The 16,738-nt window shown below is 72.1% G+C and carries 17 protein-coding genes; 10 read left to right on the top strand and 7 right to left on the bottom strand.

Annotated elements, in window-relative coordinates:
* Window positions 1-21: 21 nt before the first annotated feature.
* Together ACIBL4_RS06745 and ACIBL4_RS06740 are read right to left on the bottom strand one after the other, a co-directional pair.
* A complete protein-coding gene (locus tag ACIBL4_RS06745) occupies window positions 22-1,632 on the bottom strand; it encodes an amidohydrolase family protein (protein WP_399407184.1) in 1,611 nt (536 codons plus the stop codon).
* Window positions 1,633-1,645: 13 nt separating this feature from the next.
* Window positions 1,646-2,923, bottom strand: coding sequence for an amino acid deaminase (locus tag ACIBL4_RS06740; protein WP_399407182.1), 1,278 nt, complete (start codon window positions 2,921-2,923; stop codon window positions 1,646-1,648).
* Between the two features lie 145 nt (window positions 2,924-3,068).
* Here ACIBL4_RS06740 and ACIBL4_RS06735 point away from each other — a divergent pair, with 145 nt between their 5' ends.
* The 5 genes from ACIBL4_RS06735 to ACIBL4_RS06715 all read left to right on the top strand — a co-directional run bounded on the left by ACIBL4_RS06735 (window position 3,069) and on the right by ACIBL4_RS06715 (window position 7,427).
* Window positions 3,069-4,103, top strand: a complete 1,035-nt coding sequence (locus tag ACIBL4_RS06735; RefSeq protein ID WP_399407180.1) for a sugar kinase — start codon at window positions 3,069-3,071, stop codon at window positions 4,101-4,103.
* Window positions 4,100-4,861, top strand: a complete 762-nt coding sequence (locus ACIBL4_RS06730) for an IclR family transcriptional regulator (RefSeq protein ID WP_356927992.1) — start codon at window positions 4,100-4,102, stop codon at window positions 4,859-4,861. The genes ACIBL4_RS06735 and ACIBL4_RS06730 overlap by 4 nt, the downstream gene beginning before the upstream one ends.
* Window positions 4,858-5,268, top strand: a complete 411-nt coding sequence (locus ACIBL4_RS06725) for a RidA family protein (protein WP_399407178.1) — start codon at window positions 4,858-4,860, stop codon at window positions 5,266-5,268. Before ACIBL4_RS06730 ends, ACIBL4_RS06725 begins: the two co-directional genes overlap by 4 nt.
* 105 nt (window positions 5,269-5,373) lie before the next feature.
* Window positions 5,374-6,852 (top strand): GntP family permease, encoded by a 1,479-nt coding sequence (locus tag ACIBL4_RS06720; RefSeq protein WP_399407176.1) that lies wholly within the window; start codon window positions 5,374-5,376, stop codon window positions 6,850-6,852.
* A gap of 65 nt (window positions 6,853-6,917) precedes the next feature.
* The gene (locus tag ACIBL4_RS06715; RefSeq protein WP_399407174.1) at window positions 6,918-7,427 is read left to right on the top strand and encodes a hypothetical protein; all 510 of its coding nucleotides are present in this window, start codon (window positions 6,918-6,920) and stop codon (window positions 7,425-7,427) included.
* 12 nt (window positions 7,428-7,439) lie between these two features.
* On the opposite strand, the gene ACIBL4_RS06710 is transcribed toward ACIBL4_RS06715, so the two are convergent.
* Window positions 7,440-8,792 (bottom strand): M14 family metallopeptidase, encoded by a 1,353-nt coding sequence (locus tag ACIBL4_RS06710; RefSeq protein WP_399407172.1) that lies wholly within the window; start codon window positions 8,790-8,792, stop codon window positions 7,440-7,442.
* Window positions 8,793-9,055: 263 nt separating this feature from the next.
* Between ACIBL4_RS06710 and ACIBL4_RS06705 the strand changes: the two genes are divergently transcribed.
* The 5 genes from ACIBL4_RS06705 (at window position 9,056) to ACIBL4_RS06685 (ending at window position 13,616) form a co-directional block, all read left to right on the top strand.
* A complete protein-coding gene (locus ACIBL4_RS06705; RefSeq protein ID WP_399407170.1) occupies window positions 9,056-10,177 on the top strand; it encodes an ATP-binding protein in 1,122 nt (373 codons plus the stop codon).
* A gap of 46 nt (window positions 10,178-10,223) precedes the next feature.
* On the top strand, window positions 10,224-11,135 hold the full coding sequence (locus ACIBL4_RS06700; RefSeq protein WP_399407168.1) for an anti-sigma factor RsbA family regulatory protein: 912 nt from the start codon (window positions 10,224-10,226) through the stop codon (window positions 11,133-11,135).
* A 286-nt stretch (window positions 11,136-11,421) separates the two neighbouring features.
* Window positions 11,422-11,682, top strand: coding sequence for a hypothetical protein (locus ACIBL4_RS06695; RefSeq protein WP_399407166.1), 261 nt, complete (start codon window positions 11,422-11,424; stop codon window positions 11,680-11,682).
* A gap of 186 nt (window positions 11,683-11,868) precedes the next feature.
* A complete protein-coding gene (locus ACIBL4_RS06690; protein WP_399407164.1) occupies window positions 11,869-13,185 on the top strand; it encodes an Nramp family divalent metal transporter in 1,317 nt (438 codons plus the stop codon).
* 17 nt (window positions 13,186-13,202) lie between these two features.
* On the top strand, window positions 13,203-13,616 hold the full coding sequence (locus ACIBL4_RS06685) for a hypothetical protein (RefSeq protein WP_399407162.1): 414 nt from the start codon (window positions 13,203-13,205) through the stop codon (window positions 13,614-13,616).
* 6 nt (window positions 13,617-13,622) lie between these two features.
* Here the strand turns inward: ACIBL4_RS06685 and ACIBL4_RS06680 are convergent, their stop codons facing one another.
* Genes ACIBL4_RS06680 through ACIBL4_RS06665 form a run of 4 tightly spaced genes read right to left on the bottom strand, consistent with a single transcriptional unit; the run spans window position 13,623 to window position 16,720 of the window.
* Window positions 13,623-15,311, bottom strand: coding sequence for a chitinase (locus ACIBL4_RS06680; RefSeq protein WP_399407160.1), 1,689 nt, complete (start codon window positions 15,309-15,311; stop codon window positions 13,623-13,625).
* 31 nt (window positions 15,312-15,342) lie between these two features.
* On the bottom strand, window positions 15,343-15,732 hold the full coding sequence (locus ACIBL4_RS06675; protein ID WP_399407158.1) for a hypothetical protein: 390 nt from the start codon (window positions 15,730-15,732) through the stop codon (window positions 15,343-15,345).
* Window positions 15,732-16,163, bottom strand: a complete 432-nt coding sequence (locus ACIBL4_RS06670) for a DUF3592 domain-containing protein (RefSeq protein WP_399407156.1) — start codon at window positions 16,161-16,163, stop codon at window positions 15,732-15,734. Before ACIBL4_RS06670 ends, ACIBL4_RS06675 begins: the two co-directional genes overlap by 1 nt.
* Before the next feature lie 2 nt (window positions 16,164-16,165).
* The gene (locus ACIBL4_RS06665; RefSeq protein WP_399407154.1) at window positions 16,166-16,720 is read right to left on the bottom strand and encodes a hypothetical protein; all 555 of its coding nucleotides are present in this window, start codon (window positions 16,718-16,720) and stop codon (window positions 16,166-16,168) included.
* Between the last annotated feature and the right edge of the window lie 18 nt (window positions 16,721-16,738).

Genomic DNA, 16,738 nt, shown 5'->3' with positions numbered 1-16,738 from the left:
AGGTCCCTCCGGGTCGGGCGGTCACGCGGGAGTCCTGCGGATCGCCCGGCCCGCCAGGGCGTCCGTGCGACGCCCGTCCTCGATCACGAACCGCCCGCCGACCAGTACGTACGGGATGCCCGTCGGGAGGACGCGCGGCTCGGCGAAACTCGACCCCGCCGCGACCGTCGCCGGGTCGAAGAGCACCAGGTCGGCGACGTACCCCTCGCGCACCAGGCCCCGGTCCGGCAGCCGCAGCCGGGCCGCCGGGCGCGAGGTGAGGTGCGCGACGCACTCCTGAAGCGACAGCACCCCCAACTCCCGCACGTAGTGGCCGAGATAGTGCGGGAACGTGCCGTACGCGCGCGGGTGCGGCTTGGCGCCCTGGAGGATGCCGTCCGAGCCCCCGGTGTGCACCCGGTGGCGCATGATCGCCCGGACGTTCTCCTCGTGGCCGACGTGCTGGAGGATCGTCGGCGCCAGCCGGTCGGCCAGCAGCAGCCCGCGCGCGGTCACCCAGGGGGCCTCGCCCCGCCGGTCCGCCGACTCCTGGACCGTCCGGCCGACGTAGTCGGCCAGGGCCGGGTCGCCCACGCCGGAGATCTCGATCGTGTCCCACTCGATGGGCACGCCGTGGCAGCCGTCCGAGCCGGTGACCTCCAGGTCGTGGCGGATCCGTTCGGCCGTGCCCTCGTCCGCCAGCCGCTTGAGGGTCTCCTCCGGCCCGCCCTCGCTCGCCCAGCTCGGCAGCATGGCCGCCAGCGTCGTACAGCCCGGGGTGTAGGGGTAGGTGTCGAGGCTGATGTCCGCCCCGGCCGCCAGCGCCTCGTCCAGCAGGGCCAGCAGCTCGGGCGCCCGGCCCTTGTTCACGCCGAAGTTCATGGTGGCGTGGGCGAGATGCAGGGGGCAGCCCGCCTCCCGGGTCAGCGTCACCATCTCCCGGTACGCCTCCAGGGCGCCCGCGCCGTAGGAACGGTGGTGCGGGCAGTAGTAGCCGCCGTACGACGCCACCACCCGGCACAGTTCCGTCAGTTCGGCGTCCTTCGCGTACATGCCGGGCGTGTACGTCAGCCCCGAGGACATGCCGACGGCGCCCTGCTCCATGCCCTCGGCGACCAGCTGCCGCATCCGCTCCAGCTCCCGCGGGGTGGCCTCCCGGTCCTCCCAGCCGACGGCGAGCGCGCGGACCGTGCCCTGGGGGATGAGGTAGGCCGCGTTCACGGCGATCCCGCGGTCGAGGCGGTCGAGGTACTCGCCCACCGTCCGCCAGTCGAAGTCGATGTCGTCCCCGGGGCCGTTCCACCCGGCGATCGCCCGGCGCACCTCGCTGAGCGTCCGGTCGTCGACCGGCGCGTACGACAGCCCGTCCTGGCCGATGACCTCCAGTGTGACGCCCTGCGCGGCCTTGGCGCTGTGGTCGGGGTCGCGCAGCAGGGCCAGGTCGCTGTGGGCGTGCATGTCGACGAAGCCGGGCGACAGGACCAGGCCTTCGGCGTCCAGCTCCCGGCGTGCCTTCGGCCGCTGGCAGCCGGCCGCCGCGGCCTCCTTGACGATGGACACGATCCGGCCGCCGTCGACCACGACATCGGCCCGGTAGGAGTCCGCGCCGGAGCCGTCGACGACGTCCGCGTCCCGGATGACGAGTTCTTCCATCGCTCCCGGCCTCCTAGAAGAACGTACGGACGTAGTCGACGACCGTGCCGTCCGCCTCGGCGACCGGGATCAGCGGCCACTTGTCGAACGACGTGCACGGGTGGGACAGCCCCAGGCCGACCCAGTCACCCACCTCCAGATCCGCTTCCGGTGTGGTGCTCAGCCAGGCGTGCTGGTCGGACAGGGCCGTCACCGACACGCCGGTCGCCGGGCGCTCGGCGCCGTCCCGGCGGATCAGCTGGGCGAAGGGCAGGTCGAGGTCGTAGGCCGCGTCCCGCTTGCCCGCGTTGACGAAGGCCTGCTCGGCGGTGGGCCGCGACACCACCTGCGTCCACAGCCGGAACGCCGGCTCCAGGGACCCCTCCTCGGGCACCCGGTTGAACGGGGTCAGCTTGCGGTAGTGGCCGTCGTCGTGCGAGACGTAGGCGCCCGAACGCAGCAACTTCAGGACGGGATGGGAGAGTTCGGGGATCTCCGCGAAGGCGTCGGCGACCGCGTCGAACCAGGCGCTGCCGCCCGCGCTGACGACGATCTCGTCCACGTCCGTGAAGCGCCCCGCCTCGTCGAAGCCGGCGGCGAGCGCGACCAGCCGCCGCAGCCACGCCGTCACCCGCTCCGGGTCGGCCTTCGGCACCTCGCCCTCGTAGCCCGCGACGCCGACGAGCCGCAGGGTCCGCGTGCCCGCCACCGCGTCCGCGACCGCCGCGCACTCCGCCTCCGTCCGCACACCGGTACGGGCCCCCTCCCCGGCGGCGAGTTCGACGACGACGTCCAGCGGGCGCCGGGCCTCGCCCAGCGCGGCGTCCATCAGCTCCACCCCGCGCACCGAGTCGACGTAAGCGACGAAGCGGAACTCCGGGTCGGCGTCGAGCTCGGCGGAGACCCAGCGCAGGGCCGCCGCGTCGACCAGCTCGTTCGCCAGGAACACACGCCGGATCCCGAACGCGCGCGCCACCCGCACCTGATGCGGCACCGCCAGCGTGATGCCCCACGCCCCGTGCTCGATCTGCCGCTGGAACAGCTGCGGCGCCATGGAGGTCTTGCCGTGCGGCGCGAATGCCAGGCCGTGCCGGTCCGCGTAGGTCTCCATGAGTCTCAGGTTGTGCTCCAGGCGCTCGGCGGACAGCGCGAGCACGGGCGTGGCGAAACCGCCCGTGAACAGGTTCCGGCGCTGGGCTGCCAGCTCGCCCACGGTCAGGCCGTCGGCGTCCGGCGGGAGGCCCTTGAAACGGTGGTCGACGTGCTCGGCGGCGAGCCGGGCGAGGGACTCGGCGGCGGTATCGGCTGGCATGGAGCCTCCCTGATCAGGGGTGTTGCACTTACTGCAACATTCATTGCGTATATCGCTCAACGCTGTCTAACATCTCGGCCACCCGGGGTCAACGCAAGCGGCCGCACCCGCCGCCCCCGCCGAGCGACCAGGAGCTACGAGCATCGTGACCCCCACCGGACCCTGCAACGCCCCCGACGTCGTGGACGTCGTCGCGCTCGGCGAGTCCATGGTCACGTTCCTGCCGTCCCGGCCGGGACGGCTCGCCGACGTCCCCTCCTTCGACCGGGGCATCGGCGGCGCGGAGTCCAACACGGCGTGCGTGCTGGCCGCCGCCGGGCACTCCGTGCGGTGGGTCAGCCGGGTGGGGGACGACCCGTTCGGCGACCACCTGGTCGAGGCGATCGGCGGGTACGGGGTCGACGTGGCCCACGTCCGGCGCGACCCCGCCCGCCCCACCGGCATCTACTTCCGCACCGCCGGGGACCGGGCCACCGACGCGCACGAGGTGGCCTACTACCGGGCCGGCTCAGCGGCCTCGGCCATGTCGGCCGGCACCGTGGACCTGGACGCGGTCCGCGCCGGCCGCGTGCTGCACCTGTCCGGGATCACGGCCGCGCTCTCCGGGACCTGCCTGGACCTGATGCGCGAGCTGACCGCGCGCCGGCCCGGCCGCCCCCTGGTCTCCTTCGACGTCAACCACCGGCCCGGCCTGTGGCGCGACACGGACGCCCCGGAAGTGCTCCGGGACCTCGCGCGGGGCGCGGACCTCGTGTTCGTCGGGCAGGACGAGGCCTGGGGGCTGCGCGGCGCCGAGGCCGTCCGCGCCGCCCTCCCCGAACCCGAGGTGCTGGTCGTGAAGCAGGGCGCCGCGGGAGCCACCGTCTTCGAGAGGCGGGACGTCACCTTCGTGCCCGCCCCGCGGGTCGACGTCGTCGCCGCCGTCGGCGCCGGGGACGCCTTCGCCGCCGGGTTCCTCTCCGCCACCCTGCGCGGACTGCCCGTCCGGGACCGGCTGCGGCACGGCCATCTGCTGGCCGCCGCCGCGCTCACCGTCCCGGGCGACCTCGCCGCGCCGCCCGCGCGGGAGCACGCCGACCGCCTCGCCGCCCTGGACGACGCCGCATGGGGGAGACTGCGACTCGGCCCGGGCTGGACCGATGACACACAGCGGGCCCCCGAGGAGGTACGTACGCCATGAGCCAGACCGTCGACCGCGCGCTCAGCATCCTGCCGCTGCTCGCCGAGGGCCCCGCCGACCTGGGGCAGGTCGCAGACCGCCTCGGCGTGCACAAGTCCACCGCCCTGCGCCTGCTGCGCACCCTCCACGAGCACGGCCTCGTCTACCGCCAGTCCGACCAGCGCTACCGCCTCGGCGCCCGCCTCTTCGCGCTCGCCCAGGAGGCGATGGAGAACCTCGACGTCCGCGAGATCGCCCATCCCCACCTGGTCCGCCTCAACGAGAGCTGCGGGCACACCGTGCACCTCGCCGTGTACGAGGAGAACGAGGTCCTCTACATCGACAAGGTCGAGAGCCGCTACCCGGTGCGGATGTACTCACGGATCGGCAAGCCCGTCGCCATCACCGTCGCCGCGGTCGCGAAGCTGCTTCTGGCCGACCTGCCCGAGCACGAGCGGCGGGCGGTGGCGGAGAAGCTCGACTACCCCGCGTACACGGCCCGTTCGACACCCAACGCCACCGCGTTCCTGCGCGAGCTGGAGAAGGTGCGCGAACAGGGCTGGGCCACCGACCTCGGCGGCCACGAGGAGTCCATCAACTGTGTCGCGGCGCCCATCCGCGGCGCCGACGGCCGGGTCGTCGCCGCGATGTCGGTCTCCGCGCCGAACGTCGTCGTCACCGCCGACGAACTCCTCACCCTCCTGCCGCTGGTGCGCCGTACGGCGGACGCCATCAGCGGCGAGTACTCCGGCAGAACACCAGTGAAGGGCACCGCATGACGGACAAGACCGCACTCACCCCCAAGACCCACACCACCCCGCCGGCGAAGTTCTCGCACGGCGTGAGGAAGGGCAACATCCTCCAGGTCGCCGGACAGGTCGGCTTCCTGCCCGCCGAGGAGGGCAAGCCGCCCACGCCCGCCGGGCCGACCCTGCGCGAGCAGACCCTCCAGACCCTGGCCAACGTCAAGTCCGTCCTCGAAGAGGGCGGCGCCGGCTGGGACGACGCCATGATGATCCGCGTCTACCTCACCGACGTGGCCCACTTCGCCGAGTTCAACGAGATCTACAACGCGTACTTCGAGGAGCAGGGCCTGACCCAGCCGCCCGCCGCGCGCACGACGGTCTACGTCGGCCTGCCCGCGGGTCTCCTCGTCGAGATCGACGCGCTGGCCGTCCTCGGCTGACCCACCCCCCACTCCCGCACGTCCGTGAGGCGCGGCGCCCCCGATGCGCCGCGTCGCGCTCCCCCCTACCCAGAAGCTGCATGCATTTACGTAGAGGACCCCCGAATGTCCCTTCCGCTCGCCGCGTCCGCCCCCGCCGAGACCCCGCCCCACACCGGAGGCCTGCTCCTCCTGGTCGACGGTACGGCCGGACTCCTGCTCACCGCCGCGCTCGGCATCGGGCTGCTGCTGTTCCTCATCATCAGGATGAGACTCCAGCCGTTCGTCGCCCTGCTCGCGGTCTCCATAGCCGTCGGCCTCGCTGCCGGCCTGTCGGTCACCGAACTCTTCGGCACGGTCCAGAAGTCGGACGCCGTCTCCACGATCGAGTCCGGCATGGGCGGCATCCTCGGCCATGTCGCGATCATCATCGGCCTGGGCACCATGCTCGGCGCGATCCTCGAAGTCAGCGGCGGCGCCGAGGTGCTGGCCGGTCGCCTGCTCGGAATGTTCGGCGAGAAGCGCGCCCCGCTCGCCATGGGCCTCACCGGCCTGATCTTCGGCATCCCCGTCTTCTTCGACGTCGGCATCTTCGTCCTGGCGCCCATCGTCTACGCCGCCGCCAAGCGCTCGGGCAAGTCGATCCTGCTCTACTGCCTGCCCCTGCTCGCGGGCCTGTCGGTCACGCACGCCTTCCTGCCCCCGCACCCGGGCCCGGTCGCCGCAGCCGGCCTGCTCCACGTCGACCTCGGCTGGGTCATCCTCATGGGCATCGTCTGCGGTCTGCCGGCCGTGGCCGCCGCCTGGGCGTACTCGGCGTGGATCGGCCGCCGCATCTTCGTCGCCGTGCCGCAGGACATGGTCGAGGCCGCGGAGGAGGCCAAGCAGGCCGTCGTCGACGAGCAGCGGGCGGCCGGCACGGAGCCGCGCGAGCAGCCCGTCTCCCTCGGCACGGTCCTCGGCATCATCGGCACCCCTCTGGTCCTCATCCTGGCCGCGACGTTCTCCTCGATCGCCCTGGACCCCTCCACCCTCCGCTCGGTGATCGAGTTCTTCGGCAACCCGTTCGTGGCGCTCACCCTCGCCCTGTTCCTCGCGTACTACCTGCTCGGCATCCGGCGCGGCTGGTCCCGCAAGTCGCTGGAGACGGTGTCCACGGCGTCCCTGAAGCCGGTCGGCAACATCCTGCTCGTGGTCGGCGCGGGCGGCATCTTCGGCGCCGTCCTCAAGGCCAGCGGCGTCGCCCAGGCCCTGTCGGACACGTTCAACGACGTGGGCCTGCCGGTGCTCGTTCTGTCGTACCTGATCTCCGTGGTGCTGCGCGTCGCCCAGGGCTCGGCGACGGTGGCGATCGTGACGACGGCGGGCATCGTGGCGCCCCTGCTGTCCGAGGGGGACCACTCCCAGGCCTTCGTCGCCCTGGTCATCATGGCGATCTCGGCCGGCTCCATCTTCGCTTCGCACGTCAACGACGGCGGCTTCTGGATGGTCGCCAAGTACTTCGGCATCAGCGAACGGGACACGCTCAAGTCGTGGACCGTGCTGGAGAGCGTGCTGTCGGTGGCCGGGTTCGCGGTGGCGGCGGTATTGAGCCTGTTCGTGTAGGCGTCTGATAACGAAGTCGGGACCGGCTGTGTGCGGCACAGGTTTGTCGACCATACTGCTCCGCTGTGGAGCAGCAGCGCATAGGTTCGAGCAGTCAGCCCCTGGAGGGCGCCGGATTCGACCCGGCCTTCATCCCCGGGCTCACGTCACCCGCGTCCGGACGGACGGAGGACGACGAGCCGGAGAAGGAGCCCGAGGCCGCCGCGGCCGAGGTCGCCGAGGAGTCCGTCCCCGAGCCGGAGGAGACGGCTCGGGCGGCCGCCGCCGAGCCGGAGGAGGCCGACGTCGACGGCCCCGTCTTCGAGGCGTCCGACCGCCGCGCGAGAATAGTCGCCGACCGCAGAGGCGTACGCCTGTCCCTGGACGACCAGGAATGCGAGTTCCGCTGGGACGAGATCGGGGCGGTCGAGACGGAGACGGCCCGCTTCGGCAAGCGCTACACCGTCACCGTCCACACCCCTGACCGGCGCTGGTACCCGATCGAGATCGAGGCGCCGGCCAGGAGCCGATTCACGGAGTGGGACGAGCAGTTGGACGCGGTTCTGGACGCCTACTTCGACGAAGACGCGGAGTAACCGGCCGGGCGGCTACCGGCAGTACTGGGTCTCCTTCCCGATGGCCCGGTACATGCAGTCGGCGTTCTCCAGGAGTTGCAGCACCGCGTCCCGGTTACGGGAGGTCTCCCGCTCGATCACCTCGTCGGGCGGGTAGAACCCCCCACCGCCGGACCTCGGGTACATCTCGAAGGTGTACCCGAAGATCTTGTGGGTGCCCCAGAGGTAGTCGTCGATCGACCCGTCCGTGATGTACAGGTCGCTGGACTGCTCCGCCGTGTACCCGTTGCTCGCGGCCATCTTCTGCCCGACCGCCTTGAACGCCGCGTTGTCGTCCGCGGTCATCCCGGTCGTCGTGTCGGAGTACGTGTAGCCGAACGGCCACAGCACCAGCTCGCTGTACGTGTGGAAGTCGATGCCGGCCTTGATCTGCTGCACGCCGCCGACGACCCGGCTGCGCACGAAGTCGGCGACGACCTTCACCTCGGGTGCCGACTCCGCCGCCCGGCCCCGGTAGGTCTCGGAGGACGTCGAGCCCGAGGAGCCGCCGCAACATCCCCAGCGGTAGTTCCAGTTGCGGTTGAGGTCGGTCCCGACGTACGAACTGCCGCTGTTGGGCTGGCGGTTCTTGCGCCACGAGCGGTACGACCCGGTCGCGATGTCGTACTCGCCGCCGTCCGGGTTGATGTCCGGGACGATCCAGATCTCACGGTTGTTCACCATGCCGGTGACGCGTGAGTCGGAGCCGTAGTCGGAGGTCAGCTCGCGCAGCAGGTAGAGCGCCATCTCGACGGTGAGGTGCTCGCGGGCGTGCTGGTGGTGCGTGAACAGCACCTCCGGCTCGGCCTCGTCGCTGCCCACGTTGTCGCTGATCTTGACGGCGACGATGTCCCGGCCCTGGTACGACGTGCCGATCACGCGCCGGCTGGCGATGGACGGGTTGGCCGCGACGATCGAGTTGATCTCGCTCGTCATCTCCGCGTAGTTGTGGTAGCGCGAGTCGGCGGACGGGAAGTCGAAGACCCGGACGTCGCCCTTCCCGGCGGACCGGTCGGGCACCGCGCCGAGCGGGGTGACCTCGTAGCCCAGCGCGCGCAGCTTCCTGATCTGGTCCGCGCGTCCGGAGACGACGACACCGTGGCCGTGGGCCTCGTCCACGGTCACTCCGGTGCGCTGGAGCGCCGTGCGGTCCTCGGCCGTCGCGTGCAGGTGGATCTCGTACTGCCGGACGTCGTCGGCCGACGGGGCCGCCTTGCGTGCGCTGTCGGCGGTGGCGTCCGAGGTCGTCGCGGACAGGGGTGCCGCGAGGGCGAGTGCGAGGAGGGCGGCGAGGGCGGCGGTGCGTCTGCCGGTGCCGGCACCGGAGCCTCGTATGCGAAGTCGCATGAAATCTCCTTGTGGGAGGCGGGGTTGTTCCGTGCGACGTACGTGGTGCGGGTGGCGCACATCGTTCTGCCAATGGCATGAGCAGGTCAAGACGGAAAGCGGTCGCGCATGGTACGCGGGCTGCGCGGCGGTCGAGCTGTCCTGGTGGAAGTACACCCACGGGTGTGACCCGGGCGTGCGTACATGTACGCAGCGGTGGAGAGTGAGGACCCGCGCCAGGGCCTGTCGGCCCTCGCACCGCACCCCCAGAGGACTGGCTGATCATGGGCGGATCAGCGCCACGACGGGACCCCCAACTGCCGGTCGAGACGACCAGCTTCGTCGACCGGCGTGGCGAACTGACCCAGGGCCGCGAGCTGATGGCCCGCGCACGGCTGGTGACGCTCACCGGGCCGGGCGGCGTCGGCAGGACCCGGCTCGCCGCGCGCATCGCGGCCCGGGTGCAGCGGGCCTTCCCGGACGGCGTGCGCTTCGTGCACCTCTCCGGGCTGCACGACCCGGCGCTCGTGCCGCTCGCCGCCGCCGACGCGCTGGGACTGCACGACCACTCCGCCCAGCCGCCGCTGGACGCCCTCGTCGAGCAGGTGCGGGACCGGCGGCTGCTGCTCGTCGTCGACGACTGCGAGCATCTGGCGGGAGCGTGTGCGCGGCTCGTCGCGGCCCCGCTGCACGGCACGGAGGGCGTCCGCGTCCTCGCCACCAGCCGGCACCGGCTCGGCCTCACCGAGGAACACCTGCTGGAGGTGGTGCGGCCCCTGCCGGTGCCCGACCCGGACGGTGACCTCTCCGCCGCCGAGGGCTGTCCGGCCCTCACCCTCTTCGCCGACCGGGCCACCGCGGTCGTCCCCGGCGTCCGCCTCACCCCGGACAACCGCGCCTTGGTGGCCCGCCTGTGCCACCGCCTGGACGGCCTCCCGCTCGCCATCGAACTCGCCGCCGCCCGGATGCGCGTCCTGGACGTCGACCAGCTCCTGGACCGCCTCGACGACCGCTACCGCTTCCTCACCACCGGCAGCCCCGCCGCCCTGCCCCGCCTCCAGGCCCTGCGCGCGGCGGTCGCCTGGAGCCACGACCTGTGCACCGGCCCCGAGCAGTTGGTGTGGGCCCGGCTGTCGGTCCTGGCGGGCAGCTTCGACCTGGCGACGGCGGAGGCGGTGTGCGCGGACGACACGGCCGAGCCCGACGCCGGGCGGGGAACGGGCCCGGCACCGGCGGAGGCGCTCCTGCCGGGCGGAGCGGGCGCGGATCGTGTCCCGCGCCCGGCTCGTCGCCGAAGGGCTCGCCGACCAGCAGATCGCCGACCGTCTGGTGATCGCCCGCCGCACCGCCGAAGGCCATCAGCAAGCTCGGCTTCAGCAACCGCAGTCAGATCGCCGCCTGGGTGACCGCCCAGCGCTGACCCGCCCGCACCGCGAACCCCGAGGGGAACCCATGACGACCCGACAGCCCCCCACGCCCGCCGCGTTCGACCACCGCATGGCCGTCTTCGGCACCGACGACGACTTCGTGGTGGCCGCCCTGCCCTTCCTCGGCGAAGGCCTCGCCGCGCCCGGCGAACCACCCCCCGTGGCCATCGCCGACCCCCGCAACCTGGACCTCCTGCGGGACGCCCTCGGCGGGGACGCCAAGGACGTCACCTGCATCCCGCACACCGACTGGTACACCGGCTCCGCCGCCAACGCCGTCGCCCAGGCCGCCTCCTACCTCACCGCCCACGCCGGTCCCGGGGGCAGGATCCACCTCCTCATGGAGCCCGTCTGGAGTGGCCGGGCCGGCCGCTCGGCCCGCGAGACCACCGAGTGGATCCGCTACGAGGCCCTCCTCAACCTCCTGTTCGCGCCCATGGCCACCACCGCCCTGTGCGCGTACGACACCCGCACCGCCGGCCCGGCCGTCGTCGCGGCGGCCCGCCGCGCCCACCCCGACACGGAGGTGTACGAGGAACCGGTGCGGCTCGCGGCCGAACTCGACGCCTTGCCGCTGCCGCTGCCACCGGCGGACGCGCAGCCGCTCGCGGAGCCGCACGCCGCGGCCGTGCAGGCCTGGGCGCGGGCCCGGGGGCTGCCCGCCGCCGACGCGGAGTTGTTCGCCGCGGCCGTCGCGGAGACCGCGGCGGCCCTGGCGCCCCTCGACGGCACCGCCTGGCTGTGGGGCGAGGCACCCGCCTGCGTGTGCGAACTGCGCTCGTCCCGCCCCGTAGGTGACCCGCTCGCCGGCTTCGTCCCGCCGCCCCCCACGGGCCCGGAACCCGGCCCGGGCCTGTGGTACGCGCGGCAGGTCTGCGCGTACGTCGACATCCGCGACGACACCCAGGGAGCCACGGTCCGCCTCCAGTACGCGTAACCCACCCACCTGCGCAAGCAGGTAGGGGATCGGGTAGTCCTCCCCCTGCGCCGGACCGGCCCCCGGGACACCCTGGAGCCATGCTGCGACTCTCCGGGCGCCACCTCCCGGACCCCGACGTCCGGTACGGCCCGTTTCCCGCAACCACCCCTGGGAGCAGGCCACCTGAGCGTCGAGTACGACCCCGGCCCCTCCGCCGTCCGCGAGGCACGCGCGCAGGTGCGCAGGCAGCTGGAGGGCTGGGGGCTCGCGGAGCGCGGTGAGGTGGCGGACGTGGCGGAACTGCTTGTCGGTTGAACTGGCCACCAACGCCCTGGTGCACGGCGAGAGCCGCTTCAAGCTCACGCTCTTCGCCGCGCACGGCGTCCTGCGCTGCGAGGTGGCCGACACCGAGCGTCGGTCCCGGTGGCAGCCCCAGCGCTGGGCCAGCGTCCACCAGGAACGTCCCACGGCCGTTCTCCCCGGTGCCGGCGTCGGGCCGGGCAAGACCGTGTGGTTCGAGCTCGGCCCGTGCGGATCGGACGGCTGTGGTCGGCGACAGCCGTGACGCTCCGCTGGGTTCGGCCGTCCCCGGGGCTCGCCCAGCCGCCGGGGGGGCGTTCCCGTCCGCGGGTCCGTCGTGGTTGATCGCGCCCACGCGGCGGAGCCGCATATCGATACAGCCCCGCGCCCCTAGGGGGTTTGCGCTCATGCCCTCTTGTCGGGCCGGGCTCTTTGCGGTTTGTTGACCTGCATGGCGAAGACCACGGGAAACACCAAGGGCCACGAGGCGTCGCAGCACCCCCAGCCTCGTAAGGCGAGTTGGAAGTACATCGGTCCGGGCATCGTCGTCGCGGCGACCGGTGTCGGCGCGGGCGACCTGGTCGCCACGCTGATCGCCGGCAGCAACTTCGGCTACACCCTCCTGTGGGCCGCGATCATCGGCTGCCTGGTGAAGATCTCCCTGGCCGAGGCGGCGGGCCGCTGGCATCTGTCCACGGGCCGCACGCTGTTCGACGGCTGGGCGAGCCTCGGCCGCTGGACGACCTGGTTCTTCGCCGTCTACGTCGTGGTCTGGGGCTTCGTCTACGGCGCGGCGGCGATGTCGTCGAGCGCGCTGCCGCTCCAGGCGCTGTTCCCCGGCGTGATGGATCTGAAGTGGTGGGGCATCGCCTGCGGACTGGTCGGTCTGGTCTTCGTCTGGTTCAACAAGTACGCGGTGTTCGAGAAGGTCATGACCGTCCTGGTGGGTGTCATGTTCCTGGTGACCGTGTACCTGGCGGTCCGGGTCACGCCCAACATCCCCGACGCCTTCGCGGGACTTCTACCGGTCCTCCCGGACGAGAAGGACTCGATCCTCAACACCCTGGGCCTGATCGGCGGCGTCGGCGGCACGATCACCCTGGCGGCCTACGGCTACTGGGTCAACGCCAAGGGCTGGACCGACACCGGCTGGATGAAGGTCATGCGCCTGGACAACCGCGTCGCTTACGCCACGACCGGCATCTTCGTGATCGCCATGCTCTTCGTCGGCGCGGAGCTCCTGCACTCGGCGAACGTCGCGATCGCGAGCGGCGACAAGGGCCTGATCCAGCTGGGCGACATCCTGGAGGACGAGTACGGCGCGGCGACGGCCAAGTTCTTCCTGATCGGCTTCTTCGCCACGTCGTTCACCTCCCTGATCGGCGTCTGGCACGGAGTGAGCCTGATGTTCGCCGACTTCGTGGCCCGGCTGTCGGGCAGGGGCCAGGCCAAGGGCGAGGAGGTCGCCTCGGGGACCCGCGAACGCTCCTGGCCCTTCCGCGCCTACCTGCTCTGGCTGACCTTCCCGCCCATGATCCTCCTCTTCGAGGGCCAGCCCTTCCGCCTGATCATCATCTACGGCGTCCTCGGCGCGGCCTTCCTGCCCTTCCTCGCCGGCACGCTGATCTGGCTCCTGAACTCCTCCCGCACGCCCAGGGAGTGGCGCAACGGCCCGCTCAGCAACGTGATGCTCGCCGTCGCGGGCCTGCTGTTCCTGGTCCTGTGCGTGAAGCAGATCTGGGACCAGCCGTGGGGGGAGTTCTTCTAGGGCGGGAGAATGGCCGGATGACCCAGCACCCGCCACCCGGCCCGGGCTTCGGCCCGCCCCCGCCGCAGTACGCGCCGGCGCAACCCCTGTACGCCCCCGCACAGCCTCCGTACTCCCAGGCTCCGCCGCCGCCTCAGCAGCAGGTGGCGGCCGGCCCGGACTTCCTGGCCGTCGACAAGCGCAACGCGGTCGTCGTCGACGCGTCCGGCGTCGCCTTCGAGACCTCAGGCCTCACGGTCGAGTTCCGCTGGCCGGAGATCCGCGGCGTCCACTACAGGGCGAGCCCGGACGGCAAGGCGCTGATGGTCGCCGTGGTCCACATGGACGGCAGGTTCTACGAGTGCGTGGTGGAGGCCAGGCCCAGGACGCGGCTTCAGGAGTGGTTCCCGCAGCTGGCCTGGGTCCTCGGCCACTACCGTCCGATGGGATAGGGGCCGCTACGGCAGCCCGTGCACATGCGGCCCCACCGCGCCGGACCACGCGTTGCCGGCCGTCGCGTCCCAGTTGGTCGACCAGGTCATCGCGCCCCGGAGGTCCGGATACGTCCGGGGCGGCTTGAACGAGCCGCAGCCCGAGCCCCTGGTCAGGCAGTCCAGGGCGCTGTTCACCACGGACGGTGCCACGTACCCGCTGCCCGCCGCCCGGGTGGAGGCCGGCACGCCCAGGCCGACCTGGGACGGGGCGAGGCCGTTCTCCAGCTGGATGCAGGCCAGGGCGGTGAGGAAGTCGACCGAGCCCTGGCTGTAGACCTTGCCGTCGCAGCCGAGCATGGAACCGCTGTTGTAGTACTGCATGTTGACGACCGTGAGGATGTCCTTGATGTTCAGCGCCGTCCGGAAGTAAGCGTTGGACGTCGACTGCATGTCGATGGTCTGCGGCGCCATCGTGATGATCAGCGACGAGCCCGCCTTCGCCGAGAGCGACCGCAGCGCCTGCGTCATGTAGGTCGCGTTCAGGCCGTTCTCCAGGTCGATGTCGACGCCGTCGAAGCCGTACGTCTGCATCAGGGAGTACACCGAGTTCGCGAAGTTCGCCGCGGACGCCGCGTCGTTCACCGCCACCGTGCCGCGTTCACCGCCCACCGAGATGACGACCTTCTTGCCGGCCGCCTGCTTGGCCCTGATGTCCGCCTTGAACTGGTCGACCGTGTAGCCGTTCAGCCCGGCCGAGTCGAGGGTGAAGGTCACCGCGCCCGGCGTGGCCGTCGCGTCCGCGAACGAGACGGCGATGATGTCGTAGTGGGAGGGCACGTCGGCCAGCTTCTGGACCGCCGCCCCGTTGTTGAAGTTCTGCCAGTAACCCGTCACCGCGTGCTTCGGAAGCGCGGGGCCCGGGCCGTTCGGCTTGCTCGTGGTCCCCGTCACCGCCGCCGACTTCGGCGACTCGCCCGCCGCGTTCGTCGCCGTGACCTGGAAGGAGTACGACGTGGAGGCCGCGAGGCCGGTCACCGTCGCCGAGGTGCCGGTCACCGCCGTGACCTTCGTGCCGTCGCGGTAGACGGTGTAACCCGTCGCTCCCGAGACCGCGTTCCAGGCGAGGGACACCGACGAGGACGTCGTACCCGAGACGTTGAGGCCGCTCGGCGCGGCCGGGACCGTCGGGCCCGGGTCCGTGCCGCCGCCCCCGTCGGGGCCGAACACCGACACGTCGTCCGCGTAGTACGCCGCCTGCCCGTACCAGCCGTGCGTGTACACCGTCACCGTCGTCGTCGACGAACCCGTGGTGAACGTCGTCGACAGCTGCTTCCAGGAGGCGGAGTCCGGCGTCCAGGTGGACACGTCCGTCGTGCCCGTGCCCGAGACCCCGAGGTAGGCGTAACCGCCCCGGACCCAGGCGCCCAGCGTGTACGTCGAGCCGGGCTTCACCCTGACCGTCTGGGCGCACCGGGCGTTGTCCTGCCCCGCCGGGGTCGCCTTCAGCGCCGCCGTGCCGGTGCGCACCGGGGAGGAGACGGTCGTCCCGCTGCCCGCGGAGCAGGTCCAGTCGCTCAGGCCCGACTCGAAGCCGGCGTTCCTGGCGTTGTTGACGTCGGCGGCGGACGCCTGGCCGACGGTCGTGACAGTGAGGGCCAGGGCCGCCATGAGGGCGCCCGACCACAGCCGCAGGGATCGTCTGTATCTGGACATGACAAGAAAATGGTCCAGACCAACGACGCTGTCAAGAGGTCCAGACCAACCTGTCCAGCAGCAGCCCGACCGCACATCCCGCCAGCAGCACGCCCGTCGACATCCACAACGCCGGCCCCGCCGGGTCCAGCACACCCGGCCGCAGCGCCAGCAACAGCACCTGCGCCGCCGCGGGAGCCGCGCACGCCGCGGCCAGATGCCGCACCGGCATCTCGCGCCACGGTTCCGGATGCACCCGCGCCGCCGCCCAGGTGGCGAGCACGACACAGACCAGGTTCGGCAGGTGCACCAGCGCCAGGGCGGCACCGAACGAGCCGACGCCCCGCGGGCCGACGAACGGGCGGTACACCAGCGTCATCTGGACGTACTCGCTGACGACCAGGACGACGATGCCGACGGCCCAGCAGCGTACGAGCGCCATCAACCGCTCCGGAAGATCTCGACGTAGAGGAGGACCGCGAAGCCCAGCGCGGCCATGCCGCAGCCCGCGACCAGGGCGAGCGCCTGGAGCACAGGGGACCAGCTGCCCCGGCCCGCCACCGTCGCCGTGCCCCGCGGATCGCGCGGGTCGTAGGTGACGGTGACCCGGGTGCCCTCCGTCGTGGACCAGCCCGCGAGGTCCTCGAACTCGACCGGCGTGCCGTCGGCCGTACGGAAGGCGAAGAAGTGCCGCCGGGCGTCCGAACGCTGGTACGGCTCCGTCTCCACCCGGACGCACTCGCCCTCCGCCCGCGCCCCGCGACGCAGCACCCGCGCCACCGTCACCAGGCGCCGCGCGTACTTCCACGCCAGCGCGCCGAACAGCGCCACGAGCAGCGCGAGCACGCCGTAACCGGCGCCCGGCACCTCCATGGCTAGTGCACCTCGACCGAGTCGATGATCCGGTCCAGGTCGCCGTCCGGCAGGGACCCCCGCTGCGCGTCGACCCGGATGGCGAAGGCGGTGTCGGCCGAGTCGAGACCGGCCAGGATCACGCCCTCGACCGGGGTGCCCTTCGGCGGGCCGCCGTCCTCGCCGGTCGCCTTGAAGGTGAAGTCGATCCGCTTCGCCCCGTCCGCGCCGGCCAGCTCCACGTCCTTCTGGCCCTTGACGTCCGCGCCCATCTGGATGCCCGCCTCGGCGGCGATCGCGGCCTGCTCGGCGGAGTTCGCCTCGGTGAACCCGAGCTGCACGGTGATGACCGAGACCTTCCTGCCGTCCTCCGTGCGCACCGCCGCGGCCGCGTTGTGCTTGCCGCGCTCACCTGCGCTCTGCTCCTCGTACCCCTTCGGATACGAGACGTCGACGCCCTTGGTCCTCAGGGTGCCCCAGCCGTCGGGCACCGAGCCGGCGTCGGAGCCCCCGCAGCCGGTCAGGGCCAAGGAGGCCGTCAGCAGGGCGGCGGCCAGGAGGGCACGGCGGGTCTTCATCGGCTTGGACTCCGTCTC

Origin of the sequence: Streptomyces sp. NPDC050416 (assembly GCF_044458845.1) — a bacterium.
In the GTDB taxonomy this organism is placed as follows: Bacteria; Actinomycetota; Actinomycetes; order Streptomycetales; family Streptomycetaceae; genus Streptomyces.
The sequence above is the reverse complement of the archived record's forward strand: the minus strand, read 5'-3'. Positions and strand labels throughout refer to the sequence as shown.

Excerpts from the sequence above, each read along its gene's own strand:
- ACIBL4_RS06745 (WP_399407184.1), bottom strand. The coding sequence starts at position 1,632 with ATGGAAGAACTCGTCATCCGGGACGCGGACGTCGTCGACGGCTCCGGC.
- ACIBL4_RS06740 (WP_399407182.1), bottom strand. The coding sequence starts at position 2,923 with ATGCCAGCCGATACCGCCGCCGAGTCCCTCGCCCGGCTCGCCGCCGAG.
- ACIBL4_RS06730 (WP_356927992.1), top strand. The coding sequence starts at position 4,100 with ATGAGCCAGACCGTCGACCGCGCGCTCAGCATCCTGCCGCTGCTCGCC.
- ACIBL4_RS06725 (WP_399407178.1), top strand. The coding sequence starts at position 4,858 with ATGACGGACAAGACCGCACTCACCCCCAAGACCCACACCACCCCGCCG.
- ACIBL4_RS06720 (WP_399407176.1), top strand. The coding sequence starts at position 5,374 with ATGTCCCTTCCGCTCGCCGCGTCCGCCCCCGCCGAGACCCCGCCCCAC.
- ACIBL4_RS06710 (WP_399407172.1), bottom strand. The coding sequence starts at position 8,792 with ATGCGACTTCGCATACGAGGCTCCGGTGCCGGCACCGGCAGACGCACC.
- ACIBL4_RS06705 (WP_399407170.1), top strand. The coding sequence starts at position 9,056 with ATGGGCGGATCAGCGCCACGACGGGACCCCCAACTGCCGGTCGAGACG.
- ACIBL4_RS06700 (WP_399407168.1), top strand. The coding sequence starts at position 10,224 with ATGACGACCCGACAGCCCCCCACGCCCGCCGCGTTCGACCACCGCATG.
- ACIBL4_RS06690 (WP_399407164.1), top strand. The coding sequence starts at position 11,869 with ATGGCGAAGACCACGGGAAACACCAAGGGCCACGAGGCGTCGCAGCAC.
- ACIBL4_RS06685 (WP_399407162.1), top strand. The coding sequence starts at position 13,203 with ATGACCCAGCACCCGCCACCCGGCCCGGGCTTCGGCCCGCCCCCGCCG.
- ACIBL4_RS06680 (WP_399407160.1), bottom strand. The coding sequence starts at position 15,311 with ATGTCCAGATACAGACGATCCCTGCGGCTGTGGTCGGGCGCCCTCATG.
- ACIBL4_RS06675 (WP_399407158.1), bottom strand. The coding sequence starts at position 15,732 with ATGGCGCTCGTACGCTGCTGGGCCGTCGGCATCGTCGTCCTGGTCGTC.
- ACIBL4_RS06670 (WP_399407156.1), bottom strand. The coding sequence starts at position 16,163 with ATGGAGGTGCCGGGCGCCGGTTACGGCGTGCTCGCGCTGCTCGTGGCG.
- ACIBL4_RS06665 (WP_399407154.1), bottom strand. The coding sequence starts at position 16,720 with ATGAAGACCCGCCGTGCCCTCCTGGCCGCCGCCCTGCTGACGGCCTCC.